At 69.7% G+C, this 19,750-nt stretch carries 17 protein-coding genes and 2 pseudogenes; 7 read left to right on the plus strand and 12 right to left on the minus strand.

Going from position 1 to position 19,750, the window contains the following annotated elements; translation table 11 throughout:
- The first annotated feature begins 839 nt into the window (after positions 1-839).
- On the plus strand, positions 840-1,706 hold the full coding sequence (locus ACZ69M_RS25330) for an NAD-dependent epimerase/dehydratase family protein (RefSeq protein ID WP_470053120.1): 867 nt from the start codon (positions 840-842) through the stop codon (positions 1,704-1,706).
- Positions 1,707-1,847: 141 nt separating this feature from the next.
- Here the strand turns inward: ACZ69M_RS25330 and ACZ69M_RS25335 are convergent, their stop codons facing one another.
- The 4 genes from ACZ69M_RS25335 to ACZ69M_RS25350 all read right to left on the minus strand — a co-directional run bounded on the left by ACZ69M_RS25335 (position 1,848) and on the right by ACZ69M_RS25350 (position 4,304).
- Entirely contained in the window at positions 1,848-1,979 is a 132-nt protein-coding gene (locus ACZ69M_RS25335) for a hypothetical protein (protein ID WP_470053122.1), read from the minus strand.
- A gap of 75 nt (positions 1,980-2,054) precedes the next feature.
- Entirely contained in the window at positions 2,055-2,957 is a 903-nt protein-coding gene (locus tag ACZ69M_RS25340) for an aldo/keto reductase (RefSeq protein WP_470053124.1), read from the minus strand.
- The gene (locus ACZ69M_RS25345) at positions 2,954-3,511 is read right to left on the minus strand and encodes a TetR/AcrR family transcriptional regulator (protein ID WP_470053126.1); all 558 of its coding nucleotides are present in this window, start codon (positions 3,509-3,511) and stop codon (positions 2,954-2,956) included. Before ACZ69M_RS25345 ends, ACZ69M_RS25340 begins: the two co-directional genes overlap by 4 nt.
- A 226-nt stretch (positions 3,512-3,737) precedes the next feature.
- Positions 3,738-4,304, minus strand: coding sequence for an RBBP9/YdeN family alpha/beta hydrolase (locus ACZ69M_RS25350; protein WP_470053128.1), 567 nt, complete (start codon positions 4,302-4,304; stop codon positions 3,738-3,740).
- Positions 4,305-4,409: 105 nt separating this feature from the next.
- Between ACZ69M_RS25350 and ACZ69M_RS25355 the strand changes: the two genes are divergently transcribed.
- On the plus strand, positions 4,410-4,865 hold the full coding sequence (locus ACZ69M_RS25355; RefSeq protein ID WP_470053203.1) for an Lrp/AsnC family transcriptional regulator: 456 nt from the start codon (positions 4,410-4,412) through the stop codon (positions 4,863-4,865).
- Positions 4,866-6,215: 1,350 nt separating this feature from the next.
- Here the strand turns inward: ACZ69M_RS25355 and ACZ69M_RS25360 are convergent.
- Both ACZ69M_RS25360 and ACZ69M_RS25365 read right to left on the minus strand, forming a co-directional pair.
- The gene (locus tag ACZ69M_RS25360) at positions 6,216-7,499 is read right to left on the minus strand and encodes a phosphatase PAP2 family protein (protein ID WP_470053130.1); all 1,284 of its coding nucleotides are present in this window, start codon (positions 7,497-7,499) and stop codon (positions 6,216-6,218) included.
- Between the two features lie 299 nt (positions 7,500-7,798).
- Positions 7,799-8,154, minus strand: a pseudogene (locus ACZ69M_RS25365) (hypothetical protein); the annotation flags it as partial.
- A gap of 148 nt (positions 8,155-8,302) precedes the next feature.
- Here ACZ69M_RS25365 and ACZ69M_RS25370 point away from each other — a divergent pair.
- Positions 8,303-8,575, plus strand: a pseudogene (locus ACZ69M_RS25370) (hypothetical protein); the annotation flags it as partial.
- On the opposite strand, the gene ACZ69M_RS25375 reads toward ACZ69M_RS25370, so the two are convergent.
- Genes ACZ69M_RS25375 through ACZ69M_RS25385 form a run of 3 tightly spaced genes read right to left on the minus strand, consistent with a single transcriptional unit; the run spans position 8,477 to position 10,798 of the window.
- Positions 8,477-9,358: an acetaldehyde dehydrogenase (acetylating) gene (locus ACZ69M_RS25375; RefSeq protein WP_470053132.1), complete on the minus strand. Its 882-nt coding sequence runs from the start codon at positions 9,356-9,358 to the stop codon at positions 8,477-8,479. The pseudogene ACZ69M_RS25370 and the gene ACZ69M_RS25375 overlap by 99 nt on opposite strands.
- 22 nt (positions 9,359-9,380) lie before the next feature.
- Complete coding sequence (locus ACZ69M_RS25380; protein ID WP_470053134.1) at positions 9,381-10,169, minus strand: 2-keto-4-pentenoate hydratase; 789 nt, start codon at positions 10,167-10,169, stop codon at positions 9,381-9,383.
- Entirely contained in the window at positions 10,166-10,798 is a 633-nt protein-coding gene (locus tag ACZ69M_RS25385) for a TetR/AcrR family transcriptional regulator (protein ID WP_470053136.1), read from the minus strand. The genes ACZ69M_RS25380 and ACZ69M_RS25385 overlap by 4 nt, the downstream gene beginning before the upstream one ends.
- Positions 10,799-10,936: 138 nt before the next feature.
- Here ACZ69M_RS25385 and ACZ69M_RS25390 point away from each other — a divergent pair, with 138 nt between their 5' ends.
- The 4 genes from ACZ69M_RS25390 to ACZ69M_RS25405 all read left to right on the plus strand — a co-directional run bounded on the left by ACZ69M_RS25390 (position 10,937) and on the right by ACZ69M_RS25405 (position 15,235).
- Positions 10,937-12,550 carry a bifunctional 3-(3-hydroxy-phenyl)propionate/3-hydroxycinnamic acid hydroxylase gene (locus tag ACZ69M_RS25390; protein ID WP_470053138.1) on the plus strand — a complete coding sequence of 538 codons (1,614 nt, stop codon included), beginning with the start codon at positions 10,937-10,939 and terminating at the stop codon, positions 12,548-12,550.
- A gap of 8 nt (positions 12,551-12,558) precedes the next feature.
- Positions 12,559-13,431, plus strand: coding sequence for an alpha/beta fold hydrolase (locus ACZ69M_RS25395; protein WP_470053140.1), 873 nt, complete (start codon positions 12,559-12,561; stop codon positions 13,429-13,431).
- Entirely contained in the window at positions 13,428-14,441 is a 1,014-nt protein-coding gene (locus ACZ69M_RS25400) for a VOC family protein (RefSeq protein ID WP_470053142.1), read from the plus strand. Before ACZ69M_RS25395 ends, ACZ69M_RS25400 begins: the two co-directional genes overlap by 4 nt.
- Positions 14,442-14,587: 146 nt before the next feature.
- Positions 14,588-15,235 carry a TetR/AcrR family transcriptional regulator gene (locus tag ACZ69M_RS25405; RefSeq protein ID WP_470053144.1) on the plus strand — a complete coding sequence of 216 codons (648 nt, stop codon included), beginning with the start codon at positions 14,588-14,590 and terminating at the stop codon, positions 15,233-15,235.
- A gap of 27 nt (positions 15,236-15,262) precedes the next feature.
- Here ACZ69M_RS25405 and ACZ69M_RS25410 read toward each other — a convergent pair whose 3' ends face one another.
- The 3 genes from ACZ69M_RS25410 to mhpA all read right to left on the minus strand — a co-directional run bounded on the left by ACZ69M_RS25410 (position 15,263) and on the right by mhpA (position 19,727).
- On the minus strand, positions 15,263-16,000 hold the full coding sequence (locus ACZ69M_RS25410) for a TetR/AcrR family transcriptional regulator (protein ID WP_470053146.1): 738 nt from the start codon (positions 15,998-16,000) through the stop codon (positions 15,263-15,265).
- Between the two features lie 131 nt (positions 16,001-16,131).
- Positions 16,132-18,126, minus strand: coding sequence for an acetoacetate--CoA ligase (locus tag ACZ69M_RS25415; protein WP_470053148.1), 1,995 nt, complete (start codon positions 18,124-18,126; stop codon positions 16,132-16,134).
- Complete coding sequence (mhpA, locus tag ACZ69M_RS25420; RefSeq protein WP_470053150.1) at positions 18,123-19,727, minus strand: bifunctional 3-(3-hydroxy-phenyl)propionate/3-hydroxycinnamic acid hydroxylase MhpA; 1,605 nt, start codon at positions 19,725-19,727, stop codon at positions 18,123-18,125. Before mhpA ends, ACZ69M_RS25415 begins: the two co-directional genes overlap by 4 nt.
- Positions 19,728-19,750: the final 23 nt, after the last annotated feature.

The following is a 19,750-nucleotide window of genomic DNA, read 5'->3' on the forward strand; positions in this document are numbered from 1 at the left end:
TCCCGTCGGCTGCTGTGGGTGGACGAGTTCGTCTTCCGCAAGGGCTGCACTTACGGCACTGTCCTGGTCGGTGTCGAGACCGGCCGGGTGGGTGATGGACGTGCTGCCTGATTGCACCTCGGAGATGTTCGCGGCCTGACGTAAGGACCGTGCCGACGCGGAGGCCACCTCCCTTGACCGGGCCGCCACCGCCTACACGAAGGCGGTCAAGTTGCACGAGGAGCGGTCACGAAAGCCAGCCCCGGCGCACTGGAAGCCGCTGTCGACCGCCGCCGAAACCGGCGCGACCATCCTGCTGCGGGAGTGGATCCACCAGGCTGAACAGGACGCCCCGAAGCCGATGCGGGGCCTCGCCGGCTCCCTCCGCCAGGACCTCGACACCGTTACCGCGGGCCTCACCCTGGCGTGGACTCCGGTGTCGTCGAGCCCCCTGCGAACTTTCCGGATCCGTAACCCCCTACAAGCCGGCACGGCGCCTGCGCGGCGACGGGCACGGGGCGCGTGTCCTCCAGCAGTGGACGGTCGGCGGCCGTCAACGCGGATCTCGCTCCCGAGCGGCTGCCGCAGGGCCCCGACGCCGCCCCCGAGTGGTGTGACCTCCCCGAGCGAACCGGCGGCGAGGTGTTGGACCGCGGCCCTCGGTCGCCGTCGTCGCGGAGGAGCGGTACCACGTCGCGACGTCCGGGGGCTTCCTCGTCCTTCCATCTCCCCTTGTCCAGCGCCGATGCCCTGGGGGTATCACCGTTGACGGAAGAGGTCTTGGACGCCGGCCGCGGCACGGAGACAGGGTGGAGGAGCGGCGGAATCTCCCGCCGCCGACCACTAGGACCGTGAGAGCGATGCAGATCTTCATCACAGGCGGCTCCGGCTACATCGGCCGCTCCACCATCCGTGCACTGACCGGGCACGGCATCGGCGTGACGGCGCTGGCGCGCAGCGAGCACGCGGCGCGCACCGTGTCGGACCTCGGCGCTACCCCGGTTGCGGGGGCGCTCAGCGACACCGGTGTGCTCCATGAGGCGGCCCGCAGGGCCGACGGGGTCATCCACCTCGGGGTGGACTACGCCGAGGGCACCGCGGACGTCGACCGCGCGGCGGCGGAGGCATTGCAGGACGGCGTAGGAAGCGGACCCTATGTGCACACCGGCGGGGTGTGGGTGTACGGCGACACGGACGGGGTCGTCGACGAGGACGCCCCGCTGAGCCCGCCGCGTATCACCGCCTGGCGGCTGGAGAACGAGAAGCGGGTGCTCGCCCGGGCCGCCACCGGAGGGCGCCCGGTGGTCGTGATGCCAGGGCTGGTCTACGGCCGCTCCGGCGGACTGGCGCAGTCGTTCTTCGTCGAGCAGGGGCGTACCGCAGGAGCCGTGCCCTGCATCGGGGACGGCTCCAACCACTGGGCACTGGTCCATGTCGACGACATCGCCGAGCTGTACGTCCTGGCCCTGAACGCCCCGGCCGGTTCCGTCTACGCCGGGGTCGGCGGCCAGAACCTTCCGCTGGCGGACGTCACCCGGGCCCTCAGCCACGCCGCCGGATGCCCGGACCGGATCGAGTCGCTGACCGTCGAGGAGGCCGTACGGCGGATGGGCCCGATCGCCGAGGCGTTCGCCCTCGACCAGCAGTTCAGCGGCGCCCGGGCGCGCCGCGAGCTCGGCTGGACGCCCACCCGGCTCGATGCCCTGGCGGAACTCGCCCAGGGCTGAACAACCAGGCGAGGGGAGTGAGGCGTCTACGTCGAAACCGGTCTCGTCGGGCAACGGCGCGGCCCGCTCGGCGGGTACGACGGCGAACTCGGCGGCGGTACCGGTGGGCCGCCCGGCGGCGGCCATGAACACCCGGACCCGCTAACCGACCTCCAAGAAGTGCTTGGGGTGGGCGACGCCGGAGCGCGCCTGCCAGTCGGTCTGGTTGACCCCGGACACGGCAACCCGGACGCGAACCTCGCCGGGGCCGGGCGCGGGCAGGCCGCGGTCCACGAGGTGAAGAACCTCGGGGCCGCCGTCGTGGCGGCAGATGACGGCATTCGTGATCCGCCCTGAGAACGGTTCCGGTCAGCCGATGGGCAGCTCGTTGGGACGGGACTCGATCGCATCGAGGGCGGCGAGGGTCGCGGCGTCGAAGGTGATCTTGCCGGCCGCCAGGTTGGCCTCGAGGTGTGCGGGGTCGGCGGTGCCGGGGATGAGCAATACGTTCGGGGCGTGGTGCAGTAGCCAGGCAAGGCCGACCTGGGAGGGTGTGACGCCCAGGGACTCGGCCACGGCGTGCACCACCGGCTCATCGGTGATCTTGGGCAGACCCGGGAAGGCCCCGCCGAGCGGGAAGAACGGCACCCAGGCGATGCCCTCGGCCGCACACAGCTGCAGCATGTCCTCGTCCTCGCGGGAGACGAGGCTGTACGCGTTCTGCACGCAGGCGATGCCCGCCGGCAGAGCGCGGCGCAGGCCGTCGAGGGTGACGCTGCTCAGCCCGATCGCACCGATCTTGCCCTCGTCGCGCAGGGCGGTCATGACCGCGAGCTGGTCGTCGAGGCCGACCACTTGGTCGCTCTCGGGACGCAGGCCGGGGCCGGTGTCCAGGCGGCGGAGGTTGACCACCGGGAGCCGGTCGACGCCGAGGCTGCGCAGGTTGTCCTCGACGCTGGCGCGCAGCTGTTCGGGCCGCTGCGCCACACGCAGCGGCGGCCGCCCGCCCGGGTTGGGGTCGGCGCCGACCTTCGTGACAATCAGGACGTCGTCCTCGGGGCGCAGCGTCTCGCGGATCACGTCGTTGGCGAAACCGAAGCCGTAGAACTCGGCGGTGTCCACGTGGTCGACGCCCAACTCGACCGCGTGGCGCAGCAGTTCGACTGCCTCGTCGCGGCGGTCATGCAGGCGTTCGAGCTGTAATGCGCCGTAGCCGACCCGTAAAACGGTGCGGCCGGCGAACGAAGCGGTCAGGGCGGTCAGGGCGGTCATAAAGCTGTCTCCTCGGTCGGTGATCGCAAGGCGGCGTACAGCAGCTCGGCCAGGTAGAGCGCCGAGATTCGGTGAGCGATCGGGGTGGCGCGTTCGCGGGCCTCGGCCGGCTCGTGGTGCTCGACCTTGACCAGCCAGGCCGTGACGCAGTCGTGCAGCAGTGCGCGCATCCGGTCTGTCATGTCGACGACGATGTCGCGGATGGCCGGGTCGGTGGTCGCCTCACCCCAGGTCTGCACGCCGACCCGGGCGTCGACGACGTCGATGGCGGCGATCAGGCGGGCCAGCAGTTCCTCCGGGTCGGGCGGGGTGTCGCTGTCGGCGTACTCGCCGAGGACCGCGGCGCGCTGGGCGAGCACCTCGCGGGCGGCGGCTTGGACCAGGTCGGCCTTGTTGTTGTAGTGGGCGTAGATCGAGCCGGTCGAGAGGCCGGACTCGGCGGTGATGTCGGCGATCGAGGTCCGCTCCAGGCCGTTGCGGCCGAAGCAGCGTACGGCGGCTTCGGTGATCTGGGTGCGCCGGAGCTCCTTGCGCGCTTCGGTGAGTCGCGGCACCACACCCCCACAGAAGGAATCTGCATGCTGCTTGTGAAGCACACTAACAGAACAGCAATTCTGTTTGCGGTGCAAGCTCGGTGATCTCGTGGGCGGAAGCAACTGAGGTCCCCTGACTTGAATGTGACGCCGGATCAGTTGCACCGCCGGACGCAGCGGGCGGCCCGGGCCAACTGGAACCGCAGGGTGGCACCTGATGGTGGGCACCGTTCCCTGCGGTCGTTGATCACAGCTGGGTCAGTGAGTCCAGGAGCTCGCGGCCATGCGGCCACGGGCCCAGGTCGCCGGCGGAGTTGATGTGTCCGCACGCGCCTGCCGGATGCCATCGCGCCGCCCATCGCTCCGCGAAGTCCACGGCCGCCTCGGGGGTGCAGTACGGGTCGTCGGTGCTGCCCACCACCAGGGCCGGGCACGGCAACGGTTGTGCGGACAGTTCGATGAACGTCGGGGCCGTGTGTCGTGGGAACGCCGGCCCCTGTGGGTCGGGTGGCGCGACCAGGAACGCGCCGTGTATCGGGCTCGCCGGGTTCTTGTTCAGCCAGGTGGAGGCCGCCCAACAGCCCAAACTGTGGGCTACCAGCACAACGTGGCTGTCCTCACGGCAAGCATCGTCGTACGCCGTCTGGACAGCGTTGACCCAGTCATACAGGTCGGGGGCGGACCACGAGGCAGGGGAGATCCTCACCGCTGAGGTTCCCCACTGCTGCTGCCACAAGGTCTGCCAGTGCTGCTCGTCGGAGCCGTCAATGCCGGGGATGATGACGTACGCGACCACTGCTTGCCACCGTTTCACTCGTCGCCCCCTGCGATCTTGGGGACGTCTGACGCTGATTCTGTTGGAAGCAACAGAACAGCGACAGCGACGCAAGCGATCTCAAAGAAGATGGTGCGGACAACGATGGAATCACTTGACCGGATCGACCGGGACATCCTCGCCTTGCTCCAGGCTGAAGGCCGGTTGACCGGAGCGGAGGTAGGACGCCGCGTCGGACTGTCGCAGCCCGCGGCCAGTGCGCGCATCCAGCGGCTGGAGAAGAACGGCGTCATCACCGGCTACCGGGCCGATGTCGACCCAGCGGCACTCGGTCTGAACATTCACGCGATCATTCGCCTGCGCACTACGCATGCCCAGCTCTCCCGAGCCCTTGACTTGGCTTCGCGGATCCCCGAGGTCGTCTCCACCCTGAGAGTCACCGGGGAGGACTGCCTCATCTTCGACGTCCACTGCCCGCAGGCAGGACGACTCGAAGAAGTCGTCGACGCGCTTGCCCGCTACGGCTCTGCCACCACGTCGCTCGTGCTCCGCGCCTACCCACCGAAGCCGCTGACCGATGCCACGTCAACAACGTCGTGACCCGCTCCGACCGGCCGTTCGGAGTGCGTTGCCGAGCGAATCGCCGCGGTTGTCCGCGGACTGCACGGCGCGCTGCGGAGCCGCATCGCGCTGGCCCGCGGAAGGCTCTCTGGGTGCTGACGCGAACGCGGACAGCCTCGCCGGCCTCCTGCTTGCCGCGCTTCGGCGGCTTGAGGCCCTGGGCTGGACGGGAGCCACTGCCGGGGTCGTCAACAGGGCCGCCGAGCAAGCCTTGACGCTCCTTCCCCGCGTTGCGACGGACGAGGATACGCCGGGCGCCAGGTCCTCGACCGGTACCTGATCGCCGCTACGGCACCGCAATTCGGCTGTCACCGGCGCACAGCCGACCAGGTGTCACAGAGGAGCTCAGGAGCGAGCGCCCCGCGGGCGGGCGTCCGATCCCTGGCTGAAGCCGCGCGACATGTGTGGCGTCGCGGCATCAACACCCGGCGCCCACGGCTTGCCGACCATCCCCGAAAACGGAACGCATCAGTCGTACAGCTCCTGAGGGAAGGAAGCGGGCGGGTCGGCGGCGGGATCCGGTGCTCCTGGGTAGCGCCTGCGCATTCCCTCCTGGATCTGCTGGTTCGTGGCGGTAGGAGGTGCCGAATGCGTCGTCGGGGTGTGGAACGCCCAGCAGGGTCCAGGGTTCGTGGTCGGTCCGTGCGGATTGTCTCGTACCAGCGGTAGCCCACCATGACGCCCTCGCCGTGGCGGACGTGACCCTGCTCGCCGGGGAAGTTCACGAAACCAGTCCGACCTGCGCGGCTGGGAAGCGGAGGCGGTCGCGGGCGTACCCCTCGGACTTCCCTCGGACTCCTCTCGGACTTCTCGCTCTCCGCGAGCCCGGCGAAGACGGCGGCTGTCGCCGGAACCGTCCGGCGTGAAACCGTGCGCGCACTCCACCGGGCGGTCCCGCTCGGCGGCCAGGGTGCGGATCTCGTCCAGGGCGTTGTCGAGCCGGGTCGGGTTGAGGTGAGAACTGCCACCGGCCTGGTAGCGAGGTGTGGTCGCGAGCGGTCCGATGACGGCGATGCCGTCGGCCCGTGGGCCGGCCGGTGTTGGGCATCGACGTCCAGGCCGGACTCATCTCCAGGCCCAGCCCCACCGGATCGTGGACCCGGAACCTCAGTCTGACACCACCGCGCCGGAGGATCCCCACTCCTCGCGCAGAGTCGGTTCGGCCACATGGATCACCGAACTCCCCGCCTCCCCCAGCGGGCGTCTCGCGGGGGCAGGGAGGTCGTGGCCGCGATTGTGTTCGTGGCCACGTCCGGCCGCACGTGGAACCAACTGTCGCGGCCACACCCATCTGCTACCGCAGACTCCCCAAATGAAATGGCCTGTAACTCAAACTAGTTCGGGTTGCGGTTCCGGTAGCCGCGCTGGTGCGGTCTTCGGATCCCACAGCCTGGCGGTCTGCGTGAAGCCGCGGACCACTGAGGCCATTGCCAGAATGAGAAGTGGCCCAAATATCCACGGATGTCTGGCCATCTCCACGGGCAGATAGCGATATGACAGCAAGAGCGCGGCGAAGACCGTGGCACTGTAGGTGACCAGCTGGATTCCTGACCGGTCCCAGCCGCGGTCGAGCGAGCGCAGCGCTGCCTCGATCGTGAATGCGAACACCACACCGGCAACGAGATCCACGCCGTAGTGGTAGCCGAATCCCAGCGTCGCGCCGAGCGTGGCAATCAGCCAGAACGCGCCTGCGAATCGCAGAATCCGTGGACCCCTACGGGAATGAATGAAAATCGCGGTGGCCCACGCTGTATGCAGGCTGGGCATGCAGTTGCGTGGGGTGATCCCGTCGAATGGCATTTGGTGCGGGGTATTGATCGGCGGCGGCGTATTCGGCCACAGATTGGCCACCGCCCAGTGCCCGCCGTCCGCGCCGAAGGCGAAGACCGGTCCGACCACCGGGAAGATCATGTAGATGGCCGGCCCGAGGAGGCCGATGACCAGAAACGTGCGCACCAGATGATGGCGCGGGAAGCGGCGCTCGACCGCCACGTTACGCAGCTGGTACAGCGCCACGACGACCGCGGCCACCGCAAGCTGAATGTAGACGAAGCCGAGAACATGGGCGCCGATCGGGCCGGTGGCTGTGACCATCCGGCCCACCAGCCACGACGGGTTGCCCAGCGCGTGGTCGGCGGTTGCCACGTACTGGTCGAGCGTCGTCGGGCGGGTCTTCGACGTGATGAGGAGCCAGGTGTCACCAGTCTTGCGGCCGGTCACCAGCAGTAGGCCGAGGCCGACGCCCTTCAGCAGCAGGACACGTTCCAGGCCGGTGCGGCGCGTGATGGCGATCACCGCATGGCCCAGAATCACCCACAACGCGCCATTGCCGAAGGGGTGGCCTTCGGTCACCTCGGCGTCGGCCGCCCACCGCACCAGCAGGATGGCGACGTCGATACCGACTGCGACACCAGCCGCGATGAACCGTTGCCGCCAGGTGAGCACCACCATCATCAACGCCATACCGGCGTACAGCAGGAAACCCGACTTGGGAGCGAAGATCACCTCTCGCGCCTGGTTGGTGATCGGCCCCGGCAAGCCGTAACGACGCGCAGCGATCTCCAGGGCGATGAGGAACCCGAAGGCCGTCACGCCCGCCATGACCCACAGCATCGCCCGCGGTTGGCGCCACGCAGCGAACGCAATTCTGGAGTTTATTCGCGAAAACACCCGCGATGATCTCGATATCAACTGTTTTGGCCGATTTGTTAGTTGTTGGCTAAGTAGATCGATCATGCTATCGGAATGATGCGGGTGGGTTCCTCTGGTTAACGGATGACGCGAAGGTCAGTTGGACCGGCGCTCGCTGGTCCAGCGTCTCGGGAATGACCAAGAAACTCTCGACGCCCGGCGGACATCGAGGGGGTCGTGGGTTGCCCAGCGGCTCCGCCGCCGTGAGACCTGTTCACTTGTCCCGGGCGGATGAGGTCGTGCGGGCGGGCGACGTCGAGCATGGCGTGGTGGACGCCGTCGACCCTGAGGCGGCAGTCGCGGAGGATCTGAAGGCGGAATCCAGCGGTGGTGAAGGCATCGGTCATCGCGTGCAGCTGCTTGCGCCAGAACCTCATCGGGACGACTGCCTACACGTTCCAGGAACCTCGGCCCGACTGCTTCGCGACCACCAGCTGTACCTTCGACTGGACGTTCAACGGGGTGACGGCCCCCAGTCCTCCAGGTGGAGCAGCACCAGCGACGCGACCACGTCGTCGAACGCACCGTCGGCGAACGGCAGACGGTCGCTCAGGTCGACCATGTGCAGGGCTACGTCGTCACCGGGCCGCCGCCTCGCCAACGCCGGCATCCCGGCGCTGACGTCGATGCCGGTGACGACCGTTCACCGCGGTCGCGCAGTGCGGCCGACAAGGGGCCCGAGCCACCGCCGGTGCTGGGTGAGTTCGTTGAGAAGGTCAGCCGAGATGCAGACCGGTGCGGGCACTGGTGATCATCGGTGCGTGAACGCGGTTCGCGGGGTGGAGCCCCGGCGCGGGATTCGAGACCTGGCGCTGGGGCTCCTGTCGGACCTGCCGCGCAAAAGCTGCTGGAGCATCACCGAGTGGGCCGGGGCGGCCACACCGTACGGCCTGCAGCACCTACTCGGCCGGGCCCGGTCGGATGCCGACGCCGTGCGCGATGACAGTCACCTTCGTGCCGGTGAACTTTCCCGTCTGCGGGATGTGCAGGGGGTCGTCCGGGCCGTATGTGTCGAACTGGACCCGCTGCTTGAGCCGGTAGCCGGGCACATAGGCGTGCACCTTCTCGGCCATGGCCAGGATGCTGTTCTCGATGGCGATGTGGTCGCAGTCGCCCTCGACCAGGCAGTACACGGTGTTGCGCATCAGCATCGGCGGCTCGGCCGGGTTGAGGATGATCACGGCCTTGCTGCGCCCGGCCCCGGCGACCTCGCGGAGCGCTCGTGACGTGGTCTCGGTGAACTCGTCGATGTTGGCGCGGGTGCCGGGCCCGGCGGACCGGGCGGCGATGGAGGAGACGATCTCCGCGTAGGCGACGGGGGCGACTTGGGCGACCGCGGCGGCCATGGGGACGGTGGCCTGGCCGCCACAGGTGACCATGTTCAGGTTCGGGGCGTCGAGGTGCGCGTCGAGGTTGACCACCGGCACGCAGTACGGGCCGATCGCGGCGGGGGTGAGATCGAGGACTCGTACCCCGGTGGGCTCCAGCTTGGCCCAGTTCGCCCGGTGGGCGGACGCGGAGGTGGCGTCGAAGACCAGCTTGACGTCCGCGAATTCGGGCAGGGACAGGAGTCCGTCGACGCCGTCGGCGGTGGTGGCGATGCCCAGGCGGCGGGCGCGGGCCAGTCCGTCGGAGGCGGGGTCGATGCCGACCATCGCGCCCATCGTCAGCGCGCCGGAACCGCGCAGGATCTTGATCATCAGGTCGGTGCCGATATTGCCGGAGCCGATGACGGCGACCGGCCACGGCGCTGAGGCAGGTGGCATGGAGGCAGGTGGCATGGAGAGTCTCCTCGGGTCTTGCTCAGGTGAAGGTCACCGACACCGGGCCGAGGGCGGTGAAGCGTGCCTCGATCTTCTGGCCGGCGCTGATGAAGGGGGCGGTGGTCATGGCGCCGGGCAGTACCACGTGGCCGGGCTCCAGGGCGGTGCCGAAGGGGGCGAGGGTGTTGGCCAGCCAGGCGACCGCGGCGGCCGGGTGGCCCAGCACTTCCTTTCCGCTGCCCGACGCGACGCGCTCGCCGTCGAGGATGAGGTCGACGAGGACGGTGGAGAGATCGGGCGCGTCGGTCAGGGGTGTCCAGGCGCCGCAGAGCAGCCCGGCGGAGCTGGCGTTGTCGGCGACCGTGTCGACCAGGGTGATCCTCCAGTCGTGGATCCGGCTGTCGACGATCTCCAGAGCCGGGGCGACCGCGTCGGTGGCCGCCAGGACGTCCTCGACGGTGATGCCGGGACCGCGCAGGGGCCGTGCGAGGCGGAAACAGATCTCCGGCTCGATACGCGGCCGGCAGTAGCGCGCCGCCGGTACGGTGCCGCCGTCGCGGTGGACCATGTCGTCCAGCAGGTGCCCGAAGTCGGGCTCGTCGACGCCGAGGAGCTGCTGCATCGCTGCCGTGGTCAGGCCCACCTTGTGTCCGACGACCGTGGCCCCGTCGGCCAGGCGCCGGGCGATGTTGTCCTGCTGGACGGCGTAGGCGTCAGCCAGGTCCAAGCCGGGAAACAGGGTCGACAGCGGGTCGACGGGTGCCACGTGATGTGCTGCCTCGCGCAGCAGCCGCCCGGCTTCCGCACGCTGGTGGGTGGTCATCGTCATCGCTTGCTCCTCGATGCCAGGCGGGTCGCCGCGTCGTGGATCAACTGGGCGTGCAGTTCGAACATCGCCACCAGGTCGACGGCGTCGCCGCTGATCTCCCGCTGCACGAACAGGCCGTCGGCGCCCGCGACGGCGTAGGTGGTGAGGGTGCGCACGGCGTCCTCGTCCAGGCCGGGGAACAGGGACTCGACCACCTCGGTGATCTTCTGGCTCGCGATGTCGCGGACCTGGAGGAACACCGTCCGGCCCCGAGGCTCGGCGGGCCGCCGCTCCAGGGCGAGCATGAGGCCGAGACGCAGGAAGTCCGGCGCGTCGACCAGTGACTTCGCCACGTTCGCTGCCATGGCCGTGGCCCGCTCCAGCGGTGTGCCCGTCTCTTCCATCGGCAGCTCGACGGCTACGAGCCAGGTCTCGAAGCTGCGCTCGATGACCGCGGCGATGAGGTCGTCCTTGTCCTTGAAATGCCAGTAGATCGAGCTCGCGGGCAGTCCGCACTTGGCGCTCACCGCCGCGATCGACGTGCCCTCGTACCCGCGCTCACCTGCGATCTCCACCGTGGCGTCGAGGATGCGCTGCCGCGACTCCACCCCGTTCGCACGCTTCTTGCGCGGCGTCTGCGGCCTGGTCATGGGGGTGCCCTTCCTGTTGTGCCGGCACTTGACCGTGTCCTGCACCGAGCTTACCGTAGCGCTCGTTCCAATTGGAGTAAACGCTACAGCAATGAGTTCGCAACACATCGCGAACAGGGACGACAGTGAGGTGGGCTGGTGAGCGAAGTCAGTGCCGAGGCCGGCGCCGAAGACGGTGCCGAACACAGTGCCTATGACGTGGCGGTGATCGGCTACGGGCCCACAGGCGTCACCGCGGCGAACCTGCTGGGCGCGCTGGGCCTTCGGGTCGTCGTGCTCGAACGCGACGCCGAGGTGTTCTCCCGAGCCAGGGCCATCTCGACCGACGAAGAGGTCGTGCGGATCTGGCAGCGCATCGGACTTGCCGACCGGCTCAAGCAGGACATGCTGGCCGACCGGCCGCTCGACTTCGTCGACGCCCGGGGCCGCACCTTCCTCGGCGCGCGTCCCACCCCACGCGGTCACGGCCATCCGCCGCAGATGTTCATCTACCAGCCGGCGCTGGAGCAGGTGCTGCGCGACGGGGTCGCCCGCCACCCGAACGTCGAAGTACTGCTGCGGCACGAGTGTCTGAGGCTGTGTCAGGAATCCGTTGGCGTGGAGCTGACGGTGGTCTGCGCTGCCGACGACTCCGTCCGCCGCCTCCGTGCCTCGTACGTCATCGCGGCCGACGGCGGTTCCAGCCTCACCCGCGCTCAGCTCAACATCGGCTACGAGGGCCGGACGTACGAAGACCGCTGGGTGGTCATCGACACCGAGATGCTCAGGCCCTGGCCGGACCACGACCGGCTGCGCTTCCGCTGCGACCCCGCGCGGCCCGCAGTGGACTGCCCCACCCCGCTCGGTCACCATCGCTGGGAGTTCCCGATCCTGCCGGGTGACGACGAGAAGTACCTGACCGGCGACGAGGCGGTGTACGAACTGGTGGCCCGGTACGGGATCAGCCGGGACAGCGTCAAGATCCTGCGGACCACCGTCTACAGCCACCACGTGCGCTTCGCCGCCCGCTTCCGGGCGGGCCGGGTCTTCCTCGCGGGTGACGCCGCGCATGCCATGCCGCCCTGGATCGGCCAGGGCATGGCCGCCGGCGTGCGCGACGTCGCGAACCTGTGCTGGAAACTCGACGCCGTCCTCCGGGGCGAGCTGCCCGAGACCGTGCTCGACAGCTACGAGACGGAGCGGAAACCGCACGTCAAGGAGGTCACCAAGCGGGCGGTGTTCGTCGGGCGGATGATCACCGAACGGCGACGGCCGATGGCGAGGGTCCGCGACTCGGGGCTACGGGCCCTGAACCGCGTGCCTGGCTTCGGTGACTGGCTGCAGGACTCGAACTGGATTCCCGTGGCTCGCTATGCCGAGGGTCTGCAGGCCCGTCCCCGGTCCCGCTCGTCCGGCCGTCAGATACCCCAGCCCTGGGTGACCGGGGCCGACGGTGAACGCATACGGCTGGACGACGCACTCGGCAGCCGCTGGCTGCTCCTGCACGCCGGATCGGCCACGCCCCAGCCCGCATGGGACCGCCTCGGCATCCCCTCGCTCACCATCACGCCCGCCCGATCCCGCCCGGCGCAGGGCACCCTCGTCGACAGCGACGACGTACTGCTCGCCTGGCTGGCCGAACACCGCGCGGCCACCGTCGCCCTGCGACCGGACGCGTACGTCTACGCCGCCGCCCCCGCGGGCGCTCAACTCCCGCCGCCCCTGACCGGATTCGCTCCCGTTCCGCGCCCGATCCCGACCACCGCTCTGTGAGGGCCGACATGACCACGCATACTGAACTGCCACCGATGCGGGAGCGCCTGCTCGACGTCGGGAACAAGAAGATCTTCGTCGCGGAGACCGGCGACGGCCCTCCCGTCCTGCTGCTGCACGGCGGCGGGCCCGGCGCCTCCGGGGTCGCCAACTACGCACGCAACATTGGGCAGTTGGCCAAGGAGTACCGCGTCGTCGTTCCCGACCTGCCCGGTTATGGACGCAGCACCAAGGGTGTCGACGGCGCGGACCCCTTCGGTCACCTCGCCGACGGTATCCGTGGCGTGCTCGACCGCCTCGGTCTGGAGCGGGCCCACATGGTCGGCAACTCTTACGGCGGTGCCTGCGCCCTGCGCCTGGCTCTGGACACACCCGACCGGGTCGACCGTATGGTCCTGATGGGCCCGGGCGGCATCGGCACCACCCGCGCCCTGCCCACTCCGGGTCTGAACAGTCTGCTGAACTACTACTCCGGTGGCGGGCCTTCGCGGCTGAAGCTGGAGAAGTTCATTCGTGACCACCTCGTGTTCAATGCCGCCGACGTGCCCGACGAGGTCATCGACGCGCGCTACCGGGACAGCATCGATCCGGAGGTCATCGCGGCACCGCCGCTGCGCCGCCCGTCCGGCCCGAACGCCCTGCGCACCCTGTGGAGAATGGACTTCACCCGCGACCGACGTCTGGCCCGTCTGCCCGTGCCCACGCTGGTGCTCTGGGGCGCGAAGGACAAGGTCAACCGCCCCGAGGGCGGGCGCATGCTGGCCGATCGCATGCCCAACTGCGACCTGTACCTGGCAGCGAACACCGGGCATTGGGTCCAGTACGAACGCGCCGAACTCTTCAATCGCCTGTGCGCCGACTTCCTGGCCGGGCGCCGATGAACACGCCTGCGCATGAGTCCGTCTTCGGTGCCGTCCACCTCGGCTACATCGTCATCGAGACGAACCGCTTCACCGACTGGCGCCGCTTCGGCACCGACGCCATAGGCATGCACCACGACGCTCCCGACACCGGGCTGATGCGGTTCCGCCTCGACGACCAGGAGTGCCGCTTCCTGCTGAGGCGCGGCCCGGCCGAGGACGTCGTGGCCACCGGCTGGCACATCGCCGACCACTCCACGTTCGAACGGATCGAGGCCCGCGTACGCGCCCACGGCGTCCCCCTCGTCCAGGGCACCGCCGAAGAAGCCGCCCTGCGCGGCGTCGAACGCCTCCTGCGCTTCCCGGGGCCCAAAGGCATCACGCAGGAGATCTACACCGCGCCGGTGAGGTCCGCGGAGCCCCTGCGCATGCTCGCCTCCGGATTCGTCACGGGCGACTCGGGCATGGGTCACGTGGCTGTCACCTCCACCAGACCGACACTGATCCGCGGCTACTACAACACCGTCTTCGACGCACGTCTGACCGACTGCATCGACGAGACCATCGGCGGCGTCAAACTCAAAATCCGCTTCTTGCGTGTCAACGAACGCCACCACTCCATCGCCGTCGCCGCCGTCCAGGGTCTGCCGATCGACCCGATCCGCACCCGCGTCCAGCACCTCAACATCCAGGCCGCCACCCTTGACGACATCGCCCAGAGCTACCAGCGCGTGTGCGATCTCGGCTTCGACATGGCGCTGTCCGTGGGACAGCACACCAATGACAAAGAGCTCTCCTACTACGCCCGCACACCCTCCGGCTTCGAATGGGAGGTCGGCTGGAACCCCGTCACCATCGACGAAGCCACCTGGCAGCCCACCACCCACCGGGGCATCAGCGTCTGGGGGCACACGCCCGTCGGCCGGACCATCATCGACAAACTCGACCAGTTCCGACGCGGCGCCCTCTCCCTCACTCGCCCGGAAGCCACCGTCCCCGCCCTCAGCGGAACCGGCATGTCCGACGACTGACCGCCGGGCCGGGCCTCGCCGTCCCGACGGGGCCGGAACAGATCCGGTTCCGGTTCCGGATCACGCTGAGGGACCCGTGGCAGACTGGGCGGGCGGCTCGTCCGGGTCCGTCGTTCACCCCATACCGATCCACCGAGGTTGTTTCCGTGCCCAAGCCCGTGGCCCGCGAGCCGATGCGACGTAATTCACGGTCCAACCGGGCGCGCATCCTGGCCACGGCCCGCCAGGAACTGGGGCGGAACCCTGACGTCACCCTGGAGGAACTCGCGCGAGCCGCCGGTGTCGTGCGGCGCACCCTCTTCGGGCACTTTCCCGGACGCGCGGCGTTGCTGGAGGCTCTCGCCGAGGAGGCGGCCGAGGCGATTCGCAGCGTCGTCTCGGCCGGAGCGGACTCGACGGAGTCGGCCGAGCGGGCCCTCGCGTACTTCGTGCTCTCCGTGTGGCCGGTAGGCGACCGCTATCGGATGCTCGTGGCGCTGGCGCGCAAGGACCTGGGTATGGAACGCGTGGCCGAGATCCTGGCGCCGGCCCGCGACGAGGCCACGGCCATCCTGGAGCGAGGTCAGCGAGACGGCGTCTTTCACACCCAACTGCCGCCCGCTGTGCTGAGCGCCGGACTGGAGGCCATGACGGTCGCGCTGCTGGAAGCGGTCAACACCGGGGCGCTGGACGACGACGGAATCCGGGTCGCCGTCGCCACGCTCATCGCGGCCGGTGTGCCGGAGGAACAGGCGGGTGCGGTGGTCGACGATGTCGCGTCCGCGGCGGTCGCGCAGGCTGCCGCCGAAGCGTGAGCCCTCGCGCGGACCAGCAGCGGACGCTCACCTGACGGCGGCGTCGACCATGTCCAGGTCGGGCAGGTCCAGCGAGCAGATCCGCTCGGCCTCGTCGGCGGTCATGCCGAAGTGGCGCAGCAGACCACGGACAACCAGGTCCGAGGACTTCGCGTCGTCACGGTCGGGCTGCGCGTGCAGCAGCGAACCGAGGGCCAGTTGGGCGCTGACCGTCATGGCGAGGGCGAGGTCCAGATCCTCCACCTCGAAGCGTCCGGCGGCCGCCGCGGTGCGGATGTCGCGCAGTGCGCGGGGCGCCAACCCACGGTCGGAGTAGGCCACTTCGAGCCCGTGGTTCAGGAGAACCCGGCTGAGCTGCGGGTAGCGGCGGTGCAGGCGGCCGGTCATCCGGAAGCTCTGGGCGTACGCGACCGCCGGGTCGTCGATGTCCGCGGTGAGCTGGTCCATGAGACCGCCGAACCACTCCAGCGCGTCCTCGACAGCGGCGCGGAAGAGGTCTTCCTTGGTGTCGAAGTGGTTGTAGAGCGAACCGACTCCGACATCCGCGAGCTCGGTGATCTCCAGGACCGCGACGTCGGTGCGCCCCTCGGCCAACAGGCGTTGTGCCGCGCACACCAGGGAGGCTCGCGTGCGCGCCCGTCGCTGGTCGGCACGCCGGGGCGTGGTCTTGTCGGCCATCGCATCCTCCAGACATCCGTACTCGATCCATCCGAGCAGGTGGCTGGGATCGTCGCCGACCAGCACACGGTCCTGACGGTCGCCCATGCCTATACCGTGGAACGGAGCGTGCCGGTCATCCGTACGTGACGCCGTCCCGCCTCAACCCGGGATTCCGCCGGGCCGGCGCGCGCAGCCCGACATGCGAGCGCCCTGGCCCCCAGCAGCGTCGGCCGTTCTCAAGCCGTGGTCCTTCGGCTGCGGCGTTCGGCGCCCAGACGGGCGTAGTAGTCGACAAGTTCGGGAGCGTCCACGGCGGCGGGGTTGACTACCTGCTCGGCGGAGGCACCTTGGAGCAGGCGTTTGACCGGGACCTCGAGCTTCTTGCCGGTGCGGGTGTGTGGGATGGCCGGGACCTCGAGGATCTCGTCGGGGACGTGGCGGGGTGAAGCGCCGGTGCGGATGGCGTCGCGGATGCGGTCGCGCAGAGCGTCGTCGAGGGTGACGCCGGGCGCCGGGACGACGAACAGCGGCATCCAGTAGCCGCCGTCGGGTTCCTCCGCGCCGATGACGAGCGCTTCGGTGATCTCGGGGAGGCGTTCGACGACGTCGTGGATGTCGGCGCTGCCCAGGCGCACGCCGTTGCGGTTGAGGGTGGAGTCGGAGCGGCCGTGCACGATCACCGAGCCGTGGGCCGTGTGGGTGATCCAGTCGCCGTGCCGCCATACGCCGGGGTACGCGGAGAAGTAGGCGTCGTGGTAGCGGACGCCGTCGGGGTCGTTCCAGAAGGACAGCGGCATCGACGGCATGGGGCGAGTGACGACCAGCTCGCCGACCTGGTCGACGACCGGAAGACCCTCGGTGTCGTACGCGGCGAGTGCCACACCCAGGTGCGGAGCCGACAGTTCCCCCGCCCAGACCGGGATCGTGGGCGCGCTGCCGGCGAAACCGGAGACGATGTCGGTACCTCCGCTGATGGAGGCGAGCAGGACGTGAGCGCCGACGTGGTCGCGGACCCAGGGGTAGGCGGAGGCAGGCAGCGTGGAGCCGGTGCAGCCGACGACGCGGATCGAGGACAGGTCGTGCACGGACGGGTCGATGTCGAACTTGGCCATGGCCAGGAGGTATTGCGGGCTCGTGCCGAAGACGGTGACGCGGTGGCGGGACGCCAGTTCCCACAGAACGTCCGGGCGGGTCAGCGGGGCGGGACTGCCGTCGTACGTGCAGGTGGTCGCGCCGGTCAGCAAGGTGGAGACGACCAGGTTCCACATCATCCAGTGGGTGGTGGTGTACCAGAGGAGGCGGTCGCGGGGGCCGAGGTCGGAGTGCAGGCCGAGGGTCTTGAGATGTTCGAGCAGGACGCCGCCGTGACCGTGGACGATGCCCTTGGGCAGGCCGGTGGTGCCGGAGGAGAAGACGACCCACAGGGGGTGGTCGAACGGCACGGGTGCGCAGTCGAGTCGCTCGGTGCGGGTGGAGGCGTCCTCCCACGGGATGACCAGCGACGGATAGCTCCGCGAGGGCCAGGGCAGACCGACGTGGTCGACGAGCAGGGTCGCCTTCAACGTCGGCAGCGCTTGGGCCAGTTCGAGGGCGGCCTCCCGGCGGTCATGGGTGGTGCCGTTGAAGAGGTAGCCGTCGGCCGCGATCAGGACGGTGGGTTCGAGCTGCGCGAAGCGGTCGGCGGCGGCCTGGGGAGCGTAGTCCTGCCCGCACACCGACCAGACGGCACCCAGGCTCGCGGCGGCCAGGAACGCCACGATCGCGTGCGGGGTGTTGGGAAGGTAGCCGACGACCCGGTCGCCGCTGCCCACGCCGAGGTCGCGCAGGGTCGCGGCGACGGAGGCGACCTGGGTACGCAACCGCTGCCCGGTCACCTCGTGGCTGGAACCGGTCTCGTCGAGGGCGATGATCGCCACGCCGTCGTCCGCGAGGTTGCGCAGGGCGTGGTGGGTGTAATTGAGGGTGGCGCCGGGGAACCAGCGGGCGCCGGGCATCCGCTCGTCCTCCAGCACCCGCTGATGGGGCGTGGCCGCCTCGATGTCGAAGTACTCCCACACCGCGCCCCAGAATCCTTCGAGATCGGTGACCGACCAGTGGTGCAGGGAGGCGTAGTCCGAGTCCACGGCAACACCCCGGTGCCCGGCCGCCCCGTGGGCGAAGTCCACGATGCGACTGGCGGCTGCGGCCTGCGGATCAGGAGTGAAGAAGGGGTCCGGGTACGGCGTGTTCATCGCGTTGTGCTCCTCAACAGGCTTTTCTCAACGGTCCGTTGGGATGAGACAGGGCTTCGTGTGGTGTGCAGAAGGGCCGCCCAGGCGGCGGTGTCCGTGAAGTCGGCGCCGCCTGGCGGGACGACGTCCATCACGACACGGTCGGGCCGCAGCAGCACGGCGTCCGCCCGCCCCTCGCGCAGCCAGACGGCGAGGTGGCCGTCGTCACCCAGGTCGGCCACGGGAACGGTCCTGGCACCGAGGCCGTCGGCGACCGCCTTCAGCGAGGGCGAGAGCGGTACGGCGGTCAGCAGGGCGAAGGAGTCGCCGAGCAGTTCGTCGAGGCGGGCGCGCCGTCCGTCGACGGCCACCCACGGCTGGGGGCAGAAGGTGCCCACGAGACCGCGGCCGCTCCAGCGGGTACGACGGCGTACGAGCGGCCCCGCGGTCAGGGCGGGACTGACGTCGCGTGCGGCCGCCGTACTCAGGCCAGGGATACGGACGGCCGCGCTCAGGACACCGCGGCGAACGGCCGCGGCACCGTCCTGGCCGCCGGTCATGGCCCAGCCCATGGCGACCGCGAGCCGTACCATGCGGCGCGTGTGCGGCTTGCGTTCGCCCTCGTAGGTCTCCAGCAGCCGTTCTTCGGCGCCCTGTTGGAGAACCCGGGCGAGTTTCCAGGTGAGGTTGTAGGCGTCGCGCAAGCCCGCGCCCAGCCCCTGCCCGATGAACGGCGGGGTGAGGTGGGCGGCGTCGCCGAGGAGGAAGACACGCCCCTGGCGCCAGCGGTCGGCGACCCGCGCCCGGAAGGTGTACTGCGCCTGCCGCATCACCTCGAAGTCGGCGCCGTACGTGAGATCCACCCAGGGAGCGATCAGCTCCCGCAGCCGCTCGTGACTCAGTGCCGAGTCGTCCCGGAGCCGGAACTCCCAGCGGTAGCGGTCCTCGCTGACGCGCATGAATGTCGCCGGCCGCTGCGGATCGCAGACCTGTTCCACACCTTCCCAACAGCGGACCGGGAGGCTGGTGCGCACGTCGATGACCGTCCAGCGTTCCTCGAAGCGCAGGTCCTCCCACGCGGCGCCGATGCCGTCGCGGATCAGGCTGCCCGCGCCGTCGCAGCCGAGGACGGCGTCCGCCCGCAGAAGGTGTTCGCTCCTGTCGTCGCGGTAGGTCACGCGAACCGGACCGTGGCCGTCCTGTTCGACGCCGACGACCTCCACCCCGCCGCGCAGTTCGCACGCCGGAGTGCGAGCGAGGGTGTCGCGCAGCAGCCGTTCCAGCTCGGGCTGGTCGAACATGCTGGTCTGCGGGAAGCCGTGGGGTCCCTGCGCGACGCGCGGGAACTCGGCCATCACGCGGTGCCCGGCGTCCAGCAGCCGCAGCCCCCGCGCGGGGCGGGCGATCGCGGCGAACTCCTCCTGGACCCCTGCGGCCTGGAGGATGCGGCGCACTTCGTCGTCCGTGGCGACGGCGCGGGGCAGCGGGTAGACGTCGTGGTGGCGTTCGAGGACGACGGACCTCACACCACGCCGGGCCAGCAGCAGGGCGGCGGTCACGCCCACGGGCCCCGCTCCGACAATCACCACGGGTACGTCTGCCGAGTTGTGCTCGACGGTCATGTGCGGCTCACTTCGGGTCACGG

It is taken from the genome of Streptomyces sp. NPDC107454, from assembly GCF_055582885.1.

Coding starts and splice junctions, on each gene's coding strand:
- ACZ69M_RS25330 (WP_470053120.1), top strand. CDS start 840: ATGCAGATCTTCATCACAGGCGGCTCCGGCTACATCGGCCGCTCCACC.
- ACZ69M_RS25340 (WP_470053124.1), bottom strand. CDS start 2,957: ATGACCGCCCTGACCGCCCTGACCGCTTCGTTCGCCGGCCGCACCGTT.
- ACZ69M_RS25355 (WP_470053203.1), top strand. CDS start 4,410: ATGGAATCACTTGACCGGATCGACCGGGACATCCTCGCCTTGCTCCAG.
- ACZ69M_RS25360 (WP_470053130.1), bottom strand. CDS start 7,499: ATGCTGTGGGTCATGGCGGGCGTGACGGCCTTCGGGTTCCTCATCGCC.
- ACZ69M_RS25375 (WP_470053132.1), bottom strand. CDS start 9,358: ATGCCACCTGCCTCCATGCCACCTGCCTCAGCGCCGTGGCCGGTCGCC.
- ACZ69M_RS25380 (WP_470053134.1), bottom strand. CDS start 10,169: ATGACGATGACCACCCACCAGCGTGCGGAAGCCGGGCGGCTGCTGCGC.
- ACZ69M_RS25385 (WP_470053136.1), bottom strand. CDS start 10,798: ATGACCAGGCCGCAGACGCCGCGCAAGAAGCGTGCGAACGGGGTGGAG.
- ACZ69M_RS25395 (WP_470053140.1), top strand. CDS start 12,559: ATGACCACGCATACTGAACTGCCACCGATGCGGGAGCGCCTGCTCGAC.
- ACZ69M_RS25400 (WP_470053142.1), top strand. CDS start 13,428: ATGAACACGCCTGCGCATGAGTCCGTCTTCGGTGCCGTCCACCTCGGC.
- ACZ69M_RS25410 (WP_470053146.1), bottom strand. CDS start 16,000: ATGGGCGACCGTCAGGACCGTGTGCTGGTCGGCGACGATCCCAGCCAC.
- ACZ69M_RS25415 (WP_470053148.1), bottom strand. CDS start 18,126: ATGAACACGCCGTACCCGGACCCCTTCTTCACTCCTGATCCGCAGGCC.
- mhpA (WP_470053150.1), bottom strand. CDS start 19,727: ATGACCGTCGAGCACAACTCGGCAGACGTACCCGTGGTGATTGTCGGA.